General features: G+C 39.9%; 10 protein-coding genes. 9 read left to right on the top strand and 1 reads right to left on the bottom strand.

Going from position 1 to position 12,672, the window contains the following annotated elements; translation table 11 throughout:
- Positions 1-42: 42 nt before the first annotated feature.
- The 3 genes from BJN41_RS08990 to dnaX all read left to right on the top strand — a co-directional run bounded on the left by BJN41_RS08990 (position 43) and on the right by dnaX (position 4,621).
- Positions 43-897, top strand: a complete 855-nt coding sequence (locus BJN41_RS08990; protein WP_070154666.1) for a MaoC family dehydratase — start codon at positions 43-45, stop codon at positions 895-897.
- Between the two features lie 89 nt (positions 898-986).
- Positions 987-2,273: a serine hydrolase domain-containing protein gene (locus BJN41_RS08985; RefSeq protein ID WP_070154664.1), complete on the top strand. Its 1,287-nt coding sequence runs from the start codon at positions 987-989 to the stop codon at positions 2,271-2,273.
- Positions 2,274-2,338: 65 nt separating this feature from the next.
- Positions 2,339-4,621, top strand: coding sequence for a DNA polymerase III subunit gamma/tau (dnaX, locus tag BJN41_RS08980; protein ID WP_070154662.1), 2,283 nt, complete (start codon positions 2,339-2,341; stop codon positions 4,619-4,621).
- A gap of 119 nt (positions 4,622-4,740) precedes the next feature.
- Here dnaX and BJN41_RS08975 read toward each other — a convergent pair whose 3' ends face one another.
- Complete coding sequence (locus BJN41_RS08975) at positions 4,741-5,901, bottom strand: iron-containing alcohol dehydrogenase (protein ID WP_070154660.1); 1,161 nt, start codon at positions 5,899-5,901, stop codon at positions 4,741-4,743.
- Positions 5,902-6,020: 119 nt separating this feature from the next.
- Between BJN41_RS08975 and BJN41_RS08970 the strand changes: the two genes are divergently transcribed.
- From BJN41_RS08970 to BJN41_RS08945, 6 genes are all read left to right on the top strand, one after another.
- Positions 6,021-6,530, top strand: a complete 510-nt coding sequence (locus tag BJN41_RS08970) for a low molecular weight protein-tyrosine-phosphatase (RefSeq protein WP_070154659.1) — start codon at positions 6,021-6,023, stop codon at positions 6,528-6,530.
- A 3-nt stretch (positions 6,531-6,533) separates the two neighbouring features.
- The gene (gene murB, locus BJN41_RS08965; RefSeq protein ID WP_026438124.1) at positions 6,534-7,574 is read left to right on the top strand and encodes a UDP-N-acetylmuramate dehydrogenase; all 1,041 of its coding nucleotides are present in this window, start codon (positions 6,534-6,536) and stop codon (positions 7,572-7,574) included.
- 6 nt (positions 7,575-7,580) lie between these two features.
- Positions 7,581-8,708, top strand: a complete 1,128-nt coding sequence (locus tag BJN41_RS08960; protein WP_026438125.1) for a YdcF family protein — start codon at positions 7,581-7,583, stop codon at positions 8,706-8,708.
- Positions 8,708-9,751 carry an alpha/beta hydrolase gene (locus BJN41_RS08955; RefSeq protein WP_070154657.1) on the top strand — a complete coding sequence of 348 codons (1,044 nt, stop codon included), beginning with the start codon at positions 8,708-8,710 and terminating at the stop codon, positions 9,749-9,751. The genes BJN41_RS08960 and BJN41_RS08955 overlap by 1 nt, the downstream gene beginning before the upstream one ends.
- 282 nt (positions 9,752-10,033) lie before the next feature.
- Positions 10,034-10,738: a LuxR C-terminal-related transcriptional regulator gene (locus BJN41_RS08950; RefSeq protein WP_019837245.1), complete on the top strand. Its 705-nt coding sequence runs from the start codon at positions 10,034-10,036 to the stop codon at positions 10,736-10,738.
- Positions 10,735-12,651, top strand: a complete 1,917-nt coding sequence (locus BJN41_RS08945; protein WP_070154655.1) for an ATP-binding protein — start codon at positions 10,735-10,737, stop codon at positions 12,649-12,651. Before BJN41_RS08950 ends, BJN41_RS08945 begins: the two co-directional genes overlap by 4 nt.
- The last annotated feature ends 21 nt before the right edge of the window (positions 12,652-12,672 follow it).

Below are 12,672 nucleotides of genomic sequence, written 5' to 3'. Positions count from 1 at the left end.
ACTCCCTTCAATAAATTAGAAAAAACTTCTCAAAGGTTCAGTATGAATACTCGCCACTTTAGTCAACTTCCAAAACCCTATTTAGCCTATCCAAAAGTGATTCAGGGCTTAATTTTTAAAAAGCCAAAAGGTGAAAAAGTTCTGCCGCAAGTTGAATATGTGGTAGATTCATTCAAAGTCGACCAAAAGCATTTAAAAGCCTATAACGCAGTGACAGGGTTTAAAAACAACGGCTATATTCCTGCAATTTATTTGGCTGTATTGTCACAAAGTCTGCAAATGCACATGATGACCCAAGAAGCGTTTCCATTTGCAATTTTGGGCTTGGTGCATATTCGTAATCAAGTTAAACAAAGCCGTAAAGTTGGATTGAATGAACAACTGACCTTGTCATGTAAATTTGGTGAATTACAACCACATGATAAAGGCGTACAGTTTGATTTTATTACTACTGTTAAAGTAGGTAATGAGGTGGTGATGCAAGGTTTAACCACGTATTTAGCACGTCAAAAAACCACCACTAAAGCAGCTGCAAAATCTGCAGAAAGCAAAGCGCCAAACTTTGCCGTTCAAGCTGAATGGTATATTTCTGAAAATACAGGTCGCCGTTATGCCTTAACGTCTGGCGATTTTAACTTAATTCATATCCACGCGATTACTGCAAAAGCATTTGGCTTTAAACAAGCAATTGCGCATGGCATGTGGAGCAAAGCCAAAGCCTTATCGAGTTTGACTCTGCCAGATGCCTATGAAGCCGATGTCTGGTTTAAGTTACCTATGTATTTGCCATCTAAAGTTGAGTTTTTAACTGCAACTGAAGCTAAAAATACAGACTTTTTAATTCGAAACAGTAAAAACCAAAAACCGCACGTGACAGGTGTTGTCACCGCGCTTTAATTCAGTGATCGAAAGCCTAAATCCTTTGGATTTAGGCTTTTTATTTGCGCTAGATTTTTATTAATAATAAAAACGAGATAGACAGGACGATGCAACATTTAAAGGATTATATTTTTGCTGAAACTGAAAATTATCGTGGATGGGTTGCACCTGAATTTCGTGATTTAGCGATGCAATTTAGCCGTTTGCAAAATGCACGTAGCCAACAGGGCGGAGCTGCTTTAGCGGTGTACTTTCAAGGTCAGAAAGTCGTTGATATTTACACAGGTAAAAAGTCGCCAGATGAAGACTGGCAAGCTGATACGTTATCGGTATGTTATTCCACAGGCAAAGGTGTATTAGCGACACTGGCGCATATTTTGGTCAGTCACAGATTAGTCGATTACGATACTCCCATTTATTTATACTGGCCTGAATTCGCCCAAAATGGCAAAGCATTGATGACCTTAAGACACGTACTGAGTCATCAAAGTGGTTTATATGACATACGTAACCTCATTGCCGATGCGACTGAAATGGCAGATTGGTCGCATATGCTGAATGTGTTGGCTCAAGCCAAGCCTCGTTTTGATGTGGCTAGTGAGGGGGCATATCAACCTTTAACTTTTGGTTGGCTGGTCGGTGGGATTTTAGAAAAAGCTACAGGTCGAACATTAGCTGAACTGATGCAGCAATACTTGGTTGAACCTTTGGCTTTGGATGGGGCGTATTTTGGTGTGCCYGCATTTGAGCTTTCCCGTGTGGCACGACCTTTTAAAACTAGTGCAACATTAGTGCAAACAGATGCATCACCCACAAATAAACAGACAGCTAAAATTCAAAGCCAAACTAAATCGAGCAAACGTTCTGTATCAATATTCGATAAAGTTATTGCATGGAGTGGACAAAATCCGCAAGACTTTCAGGATGGGATGATTCCCAAAGGCATGAAAAATTTTAGTTTTTTTAGCGATACAGGTTTACAAGCCGTGATTCCTGCGGCTAATGGTGTATTTACTGCCCAAAGTTTGGCACGTATTTATGCCATGTTGGCGCAGGGTGGATCATGGCAAGGTCGGCAATTGATTCAGCCTGAAGTTTTTCAGCAATTAAGCCAAGTGCAATATGTGAAGCGTGATCGGGTCATGCCTATCCCGATGCATTGGCGATTGGGCTATCACCGCGTATTAAGTTTGGGTAAACGCTCACAAGGTTTTGGACACATGGGTTTTAATGGTTCAGGCGCATGGTGTGACCCAGACCGACAGCTCAGTTTTGCTTATACCCATAATTTCGCTGCAGGTTCTTTAATTGGTGATTATCGACTTTGGGGACTGAGTCAGGAAGCCATTCGCTGTGCAGATCAGCAATTGCAAGGGCGTAAAGGATGGTTTTAGGCGTGAATGTGCGTTCACTCTTTGCCAAAAAAACAGTATGCTTATACCTGTAAAAAGGAGCATTCATGTATCAGGTACTTGCGCGTAAATATCGTCCTCGTAATTTTAATGAATTAGTGGGACAAAACCATGTATCACGGGCATTGAGCAGCGCTTTAGAACGTAGTCGTTTGCACCATGCTTATCTTTTTACGGGAACACGTGGCGTAGGTAAAACTACCATTGCGCGTATTTTGGCCAAATGCCTGAACTGTGAAACAGGCGTAACCTCTACCCCATGTGAAGTCTGTCCGACCTGTACCGCGGTCAATGAGGGTCGTTTTATTGATTTAATCGAAATTGATGCGGCATCACGTACCAAAGTTGAAGACACGCGTGAGTTACTCGATAACGTACCTTATGCACCGACTCAGGGACGTTTTAAGGTTTATCTGATTGACGAAGTGCATATGCTGTCTACGCATTCATTCAATGCTTTGCTGAAAACATTGGAAGAACCGCCTGAGCATGTGAAGTTTCTGTTTGCGACCAYAGACCCACAAAAACTCCCTATTACTGTGATTTCTCGCTGTTTGCAATTTACTTTGCGTCCATTGCAGGTCGATGAAATTACCAGTCATTTAACGGATATTTTAGCCAAAGAACAGATTGTTGCAGAGCAAGATGCGATTTGGCAGATTGCTGAATCTGCGCAAGGTTCTTTGCGTGATGCGATGTCTTTGACAGACCAAGCCATTGCTTATGGTCAGGGTGAAATTCATCATCAAGATGTGAAAGACATGCTAGGTCTAATTGACCGCACCATTATCTATGATTTGATTTTAGCGATTCATCAAAACCAACAGCAGCGTGTAAGTCAGCTCTTATTACAATTTAGACAACAAGCTTTAGATGTTTCTTTGGTGTTGGATCAGTTGATTTCGACACTGCATGAATTGGCAATCATGCAATATCTACCAGATTTAAACCTGAAATACAGTGCTGAAATTAACCAAAAAATTCAACAGCTTGCGGGTCTGATCTCTGCACAAGATTTGCAACTCTATTATCAAATTGCCTGTAAAGGACGCGCAGATTTACAAATTGCCGTGACCCAAGAACAAGGCTTTGAAATGTGCGTACTGCGTTTACTTGCATTTCGACCTTTGCAAGCCAATGAAGTGATGGTTGCTGCACCACAAAACACGGTGCAAACAACGACTGCCCAGCCAGTTGCCCAGATGGAGCAAGCTCAACAAGTTGCGGCAACTTCAAATACAATGCAAACAGAACAGCAAGTGACTGCATTGGATGCTGTTGCAACACCTGATCTTCAATCTGAGCATGCAGTTGTGCCTGATCTTGATGGATTTGACTGTGAAGATGACGATTATTCAGATCACACCACGGCACAGACCCATATTGTAGAATCTTCTTCAGATGATTTTTTATATGAAAGTGAACCTGAAGCTTTACCACCTCAAGCTCAACAGGCGACTCAGCAACCAACGAATCTGCAAGCACTTCATTCCACAGCGACCATATTGTCAGAAACTGTGTCAGAACCTGCAGTGAATGAAGAAACTGCAATGCAAGCAGAGGATACACAATCTGAATCTATCGTGTTTGATCCAAATGCAGAAGCGCAATTGTTTGGTTTAGATGAAGAAACTGCATCGCTAAGTGCAGCGTCTGATGTGCACAGTCATGATGAATTCTTGCTAGAAAGTTTTGATGCAGTTGCACCATTAGACGATCTTGCTGCATCAGCTGAAACATTGCCTGTTTCATCTACACCACAATCGAATGATGCTTCATCGGTAGTTACGCCAAATGCAAATGATGCAGAAAGCGCTTTATTTGATTTAGCAGCAGCTGAAGTCGAACCAAGTGTTGCCAATGTGACAGCGCAACAGCAACAAACMACACCATCCAATGCCGATGATCAATTAATGCCGCAGGATATTCTGCGTTTACAGCCGCAAGCTTTAGAAGGTGAGTGGACTTTAGACAAGTGGGAATATTGGTTTAGACACAGCGAGTTATCGCCTGCCGTGCAAGAATTAGCGCAGCAGGGTGTGATGAAGGGTAAGATTAATGCTGAATCAGTTTTTCATATTCCTGAGCAATATCAGCAGTTATTGACTCAACTGCAACATGCTTTAGAAAGTGCTTTAAAAGAACAGTGGAGTAAAACGCTGTTTAAAGTGCAATATGAAAATGTGGATGAGACAACGCCATATATTTTGCAGCAACAGCGCAAACAACGGGCTTACCAACGTGCTGAAAATTTGCTGCATCAAGAACCGATTGTGAAAGATATTTTGCAAAATTTTGATGGTGAATTACATAACATTCAGTTGAAATAAGTCTGTTTTCAGATTTTATTGACGAAACTTTTAGGTTGAATTAAACCAGTCTTATTTTGTTAAGCACAAGCTGAATCTGTGGTTTATAAATTTAAATACAGCAAGTTAAGTACAAAAAGTTAAGCATAAATGGCTTGGTAAATTTTTAAAGCATCCTGCATTTGCATTGCTCTGGGGTTATTTAGCAGTAAACGGCTTTGTAGCATCGCGTCTTCTGCCAGTTGTGGCAGCATATTTTCTGCTATGCCTAGTGCATTAAGTTTTAACACCAAGCCACTTTGATCTAAATGATTTTGTAAATGATCAATAAACAAATCACATAATCCATCTGTGCAGCCTTTGCTGCGTGGGTCTAAGCAACACATCAATTCTGCATAATACTGTTTGGCAGCAGGTGCATTAAATTTTAAAACTTCGGTCAGTACCAATGCATTGCTATGTCCATGTGAAATATGGAAATGCCCACCCAATGGATAGGCAAGTGCATGCACCGCTGCCACAGGAGCATTCGCAAAGGCTTGTCCTGCCAGCATTGAACCAAACAGCATGTTTTGCCGTGCTTGCATATTGCTGCCATCTTCAAGCACTAATTTTAGGTTTTGATCAAGTAAACGTAGCGCATGTTTTGCCAGTAAATCTGAATACGCATTTTTTTTGATTTTTGAGGTATAGGCTTCAATGGCATGTACCATCGCATCTATACCTGTGGCTGCAGTGATCTGTGCTGGAAGATTACGGGTAAAATTGGCATCTAAAATGGCAACATCGGCATATAAAATAGGAGAAACAATACCTGTTTTACTGGTTGCACCAGTAGTTACAATGGAAATTGGTGTGACTTCTGAACCTGTGCCTGCTGTAGTGGGAACTAAAATGAGTGGTAAACGTGGTGCTTGAGCATTGCCGACACCATATAAGTCTGACAATTCTTGACTTTGTTCAGGATGACTCAGCACTGCAATAATTTTGGCGACGTCCATTGCACTACCGCCACCAAAACCTAATACAACATCAATATTTTTCTGTTTAGCAAAATCAACCGCTTCTAACACAATCTGTTCTGCGGGGTCGGCTTGCACATTCGAGTAAATGGCATAGTCCAGTTGTAGCTGCTCTAAAATTTCTAAAATAGGTTGATGCAATTGATGTTGTAAAATGCCAGCATCGGTGACCAATAACAAACGCTTATAATTTTTTTCGGTTAAAACAGTTTTTAGTTCAGAAATTGAACCTAATCCAGAAATAATGTTGCCAACCGTTTGAAATGGAAAATGCTGCATCGTCTTTATTCCTAATTTTTATACCTAATTCAACATTATTGTAGGGTCTCGATATAGGATTCATATCATAAATAACTTAACATAAGACTCTTAAAAATAAAGTAGCTTTGAGGTTGTTTATGTCATCCAAAACGCCATATAAGGTGTTATGTGTTTGTTTGGGAAATATTTGCCGCTCTCCAACGGCAGAAATTGTACTTCAACATTTTTGTGATGAACAACAACTCAATGTGTGGGTAGATTCTGCTGGAACCAGTAATTATCACCCAGGCAAAGCCCCAGATTTACGCAGTCAAAAACATGCGCTTAAGCGCGGTTATGATTTATCTAGACTGCGTGCGCGTCAGTTAAATATACAAGACTTTGTCGAGTTTGATTTGATTTTGGCGATGGATTTTGAAAACTTAAGCAATATTCAATCTTTAATGCGTCGTGCTGAAGCTGAACTGGGCAGTTTGCGCGCTGAAATTGCTTTAATGAGCGAACACGATCCGCATTATACGCAGCAAGAATTACCCGATCCTTATTATGGCGAAGCCGATGGTTTCGAGCGGGTGCTCGATCAATGCGAGTCGAGTAGTCGCGCATGGGTGAAAGTTTTACAACAACAATTTGAATTGAAGGTTTAAGTCATGCACATTCACTACAACATGCAACTCAAACCTTTCAATACGCTCAATTTAGATGCAACTGCATCGCATTATGTCAAAGTTGCAAATATTCAAGATGTGCAGGATGCTTTAGCATTTGCGCAGAAAGAACAATTAAATGTGCTGATATTGTCAGGTGGTAGCAATATGTTATTGCCTGAACATCTTCATGCCTTGGTCATGCACATGGATATTCAAGGCATCGAAAAATGTGCTGAAGATGATGCAAGTGTCACCCTAAAAGTAGGTGCAGGGCAAGTCTGGCATGATTTTGTGTTATGGAGCACGGAGCAAAAATTATATGGTCTGCAAAATCTGGCTTTGATTCCAGGTTTGGTAGGCGCTTCACCTGTACAAAATATTGGCGCCTATGGTGTTGAAGTGGGTGAGTTTATTGAATCTGTGCAGGTCTATGACCGTGAACGGCAACAATTGAGCTCAATTGCCGCAGCAGATTGTCAGTTTGCCTATCGACACAGTATTTTTAAAGATCATCCCAACCGTTACATCATTACCCATGTGACTTTTAGACTGTTAAAACAGGCAGTGTTAAAATTAAATTATGGTGACTTAAAAGCTGCTGTGGGCGATGAGCAAACTGCTGAAAACTTGCAGCAACAAGTCATTCAAATTCGTCAAAGTAAACTACCGAATCCTGCAGAATATCCAAACGTTGGCAGTTTCTTTAAAAATCCTGTGATTTCGACTCAGCAATTTGACCAAATTGCAGCACAATTTCCAAATTTACCCCATTACCCACAGCCAAATGCGCAAGTTAAAATTGCAGCAGGCTGGTTGATTGATCAAGCTGGCTGGAAGGGAAAACAACTGGGTGCGGTGGGTATGTTTCATAAACAAGCGTTGGTTTTAGTCAATTATGCCGATGCCACTTTGGCAGATGTGCAACACACCTATCGTGCTGTGCAGCAAGATGTTTTGAACCGTTTTGGTATTTCACTCGAACCTGAACCTGTGTTATTTGATGAATCAGGTTTGATTCGTGCACATCAACCTGTAGGTTAAGTGAAGATGAAACAGAATCATTGGATGCTCAGATTGGTACAAATTGCTGCCGTGCTCTTTGTATTGTTTGCAGCATTCATGATTTTTATTTATTCACCTTTTTATTCTACTTTGGTGGTCAAAACGCTGAACACTTTGGTGCCTGTAGAAGTGAATCAAGTGGCAGCAAAAAGTCAGCAAATGGCGGCTTTTAGTGATCAAGACAGTTTGGAGCCCGGTTCAGATTTATGGATTGCCCGACAAGCTTATCTGAAGCTCATGGAGCAAGAAATCCAATCTAAAAATTCGCAAAATTTAACTTTAATTCAGGCACGTTATAAAGCCTTACAAGCGCTTATTTTAGAAGAACAAACGCAAAAAAAAATAGCCTCAGAACAAGAGTTGCCGCAAGTCCCATTGTTGGTGTCTAATGCAGCTTCTGAAGCGGTTGTAGAAGACCCATCCGAAAATGTAAAAGCCTTGCTCAATTTGGATAGTCATGAAAATCAGGCACTCATGGAACAATACTTGGAGTTTTTAAGCACTCATAAAATTGCCGAAACCGAAAGTGAGCCTATAGATGAAGAAATCTTTAAAGATATTGCCTTAATTCAGCAACAAAATATTCCCAAAATACCTGCAAATTCTAAACCTTATGCGATTGTGGTTTTAGGTGGTGGCTTAACTTTAGATGATAATGGCAAAGATATTGTGGTCAATGACTACACACGTTTGCGTTTAGAAACGACTTTGGCTGTTGTGAAACAATATCAATTGCCGATTGTATTGAGTGGTGTTGAAGCACCTTATATGCAGCGTTGGTTAAAAAAATATGATGTCGATGCAAAATTATTAGAAGATCGCAGCATGAATACTTGTGAAAATTCACGTTTTAGTTCTTTATTATTACAAAAAAAGGGGGGAGCGCCGACAGTGATTTTGATTACAGACCGTTATCACATGCCACGCACTCGCCGTTTATTTGCTTTAAATGGAATTGAAACGATTCCTGTCGAAGCTCCAATGCCGACTCAACTGACTGTATGGCGTCCAAGTGAACAAAATTATGATCACAGCCGCCGTGCCAATTATGAAATGCTTGCCACCATTCGGGATGTCTTGATTGGTTCTAGCGCATGTCGCGAGGTGCCATAATGCCTGATATTCCATTTTTAAACCCAAGTGTGTTGAAGCAATTAGATTTGCCTGTGCCGAGTCGGGAAACCACACCACAAATTTTACAACCTTTAAATTTGAATCGTGCCTTTGAACCGAGTGTTGAGTTACAAGCTTATCGACAGCTTTATGGTTTTCATTTGTTGGACTGTGCGCATTGGCAAGGCTATGTACAAATGCCGTTGTTTAAATTGCATGTGCAGATTTTTCAACCCGATTTGAGCAAAACCAAATTTGATAAAGTGCAGGGTACGGTATTTTTGCTGCATGGCTATTTGGAACATAGCGGGATTTATCAACCTATCGTCAAAGAGTTATTAGAGCAGGGCTTTAGTGTTCTGACTTATGATTTACCTGGACATGGTTTGAGCGATGGTTCTCCTGCCAACATCAAAAATTTTGATCATTATCAACATGTATTACATGCAGTTTATCAATATGTAAAAAATGCCGATCAATTGCCAAAACCATGGTTAGGCATTGGACAAAGTACGGGCGGTGYAATTTGGATGCATCATTTGTTGGAGTTTGCACAGCGTCGTGAAAATCCATTTGTAGAGCGTGTGTTGCTCTTATCACCTTTGATTCGTCCAGCAAAATCGGCATGGTGGCATAACTCCGTTGGTCTGGGCATTATCCGCCGAATTAAGCGTGAAGTGCCGCGACATTTCCGACGTAATAATCATAATCCTGAATTTTTACGCTTTGTGCGTTTAAAAGACCCTCTGCAACCTAGAATGATGGGTATGGATTGGATTTTAGCCATGTCTAAATGGATGTTGGAGATGGAAGAGCGTCCAGCTTGCCGTATACCTGTTTGGTTGGCACAAGGAGCACAAGATCAAACCGTTGATTGGCGCTATAACATTGAGTTTATTCGGCGAAAATTCCGCCTGCAAACCTTACTTATGTTAGAGGAAGGCTCACATCAATTAATCAATGAACGTGCGGATATTCGTGCGGCTTTAACAGGTCTGATTCCTGCCTTTTTGCATGCGCATAGCTCCAAAATTTATTATTAATTTATCGGCCATCTTTTAAATACGGTTCTAGATTTGCTTTGAGGTTGTTCTTGGCATAAAAGCATATTTATGCTGCGCTATTCATTAAAATACGAAGCAACTTCTAAAAATAAAATAGTAATTCTCTTCTCATTTATTTTTTATTTCATGCTCGAGTTTCATGTTTCAGTGTTATGCTCAAGTTTATAAAATAAGCTAAATTTGAAAAACTCCTTAATTCTAGGGATAGTGTTTACATCAAAACGATTGATATATTTACAAACATAATAAAGGGGATGAATGATGGCAGAAATGGAAGCGATATTACCCGTACCGGTTTTAATTGTTGAAGATGAGCCTATTATTCAGTCACGTATTAGAAAAATTTTGAATGATATTGGCTATCAAGATGACATGCTATTTTTCGTGAGTCATCTTAAAGCCGCAATGACGTGTATAGAAGATCATCCAATTGCTTTGGCTTTGGTCGATTTAGGTTTGCCCGATGGCAATGGTAAAGAGCTGATCGAACAATTACATTTTAGAGATCCGAGCGCATTAATTTTGGTGATTTCTGCATGGAGCACCCAAGACAGCTTATTTTCTGCAATTCAAGCAGGTGCAACAGGCTATGTGCTTAAAGAACGTGACGATGACGAAATTATTATCGCAATTCGCAGCATTTTAAGAGGTGGCGCACCCATAGACCCATTTATTGCCCGTGAAATTTTATCGCAAATTTCGCATCAAAAAGTGCCTGTGCTGACCGAAGATTTAATAGGTCAAGCGGATGCTCAAGCATTCAACTCAAATTATGAACAGCTCACCAATCGTGAATTAGAAATTTTAAATCTAGTGGCGCAGGGCTTAAGTAACCGTGAAATTGCTGAGCAATTATTTGTGTCGCGTTATACCGTTGAAAGTCATATCAAACATATTTATCGGAAGTTGTCAGTCACTAAACGTACTAAGGCTGTCAGTACAGCTAGAACTCTAGGTCTTTTATGATTCAAAGGCTTTCGCAGTGTGGTTTAGGCGTGTTGTTATTGCTCTATGCATGGCAAAGCTATGCGCAGCAAGTGGTGTATCCAATTAATCAATACTGTAATGTGCACGTACTTTCAATCAGCTCTGCCAAAACAGCTTCACACAATAAAAAACCTGAAACGGGTTGGGAAAATGTACAACTGCCTGACGTTTGGGATGATCGCTGGAAAAATTATAATGGTGGGGTGTGGTACAAAATAGAGTGGGAGTGGTTTTGTGAGAGTGAATATCGTTTAAATCAACCTATCGTTTTTGCGCTGGATTATTTAAATAGTGCAGGGGCAGTTTATCTAAATCAGGATTTACTTTGGGCAAGCCAACATTTAGAAGAACCATTATCAAAAAGCTGGAATATGCCACGTTACTGGATTTTACCTATTGCTGGTTTAAAACAAGGTAAAAATCAAATATTGGTCTATGTAAATGGATACGCATTTCAAAATGCGGGTATAGGAAAAATAAGTTTTAATAATGTGCATAACAATATTGAACAGCACCAGCAAAGTATATGGAATAAACGTACTTTATTTGAAATTAATGCGATTTTATCTGCCACTTTAGGCATTTTGTGTTTGATTATTTGGCTATTTTTACGCCGTGAACCGAGTTTTGGCTGGTTTGCGCTGAGTTGTGTATTCTGGTTATTATTTATTTCTCATTTTTTAACCACAGAAACCTTTCCATACCCAAGTGTATTGGTGGCATCTCAAGCCAATTTAAGCTTTTTTATCCTCTATGTTTTAGCTTTTAGTCTGTATTTAATCAGGTTTGTTAATCAACGCTTTCCAATATTGGAAGAAAGTATTTTTATTCTGAGTTTAGCGGTAATCGTTTGTGTGTTTTTAACGCCATTGGATTATGTCAAACTGGTATTTGGGATTGTCTTTTTAAGTTATGCCAGTTTACTGGTCCTGGTTTATTTTTATTTGGCGTATTTAACGTATAAATCTCCTAAAACAGAAGTATATCTGCTGCTATTTTGTTTAACCTTGATTGGCTTTTTTGCGGGTGTAGATGTATTTCGTTTAAGTAATGCGGCAACGGCAAGTTTATATCAGCCATTATCACCGTATACCTCGCCAGTAATTACTTTATTTATTGCGATTATTTTAGGCATACGTTTAAAAAGAAATATTCAAAAAATTGAAATATTTAATCAAGATTTAGAGTTAAAAGTTTTTGAAGTTAGTGATGATTTAAAACGTAGTATGTCAGAAAAGCATTATTTAGAATTGGAAAATGTGCGTTTGCAAGAACGGATTCATCTCTCGCATGATTTGCATGATGGTTTGGGTGCATCTTTGGTACGTTCCATGATTATGGTCGACCAAAGCGAACAGAATATGAGTAATCAGCAATTTTTATCTATGCTGAAATTACTGCGCGATGATTTACGTCAAATTATTGATAGTGGTTCTTCCATTGGCTCTAAAGTACCTGAAAATCCTAAAATTTGGGTCGCGCCAGTACGTCATCGTTTTAGTCAATTGATGGATGAAATGGATATTCATTCCAAGTGGGATTTTCCAAATGAATGGGTGATTGAGCCGAATTCGTTACAGTGCTTAACTTTGATGCGGGTATTAGAAGAAAGTTTAACCAATGTGATTAAACACAGCCAAGCCAAGCACGTATCCGTCAGTATGCAATTTGTACCGCCGACGCAATTGGTACTTAAAGTTCAGGATGATGGGGTAGGTTTTGAAGCCAATAGTGTGCTTGAACATGGTATGAGTATTGGGATACGCAGTATGAAAATGCGTTTAGAACGGGTTGGCGGGCAATTAAAATTAAATTCGACACCTGGCTATACGTTAATTCAGGCAGTTTTAACTTTAGATCCCGCTCATCCAAACTCCCCCAAGCTGAATTGATCATCTTGAGGGGGGCTCAAA

The organism is Acinetobacter towneri (assembly GCF_001758345.1).
GTDB lineage: Bacteria > Pseudomonadota > Gammaproteobacteria > Pseudomonadales > Moraxellaceae > Acinetobacter > Acinetobacter towneri_A.
This window is presented reverse-complemented; position numbering and strand designations above follow the sequence as displayed.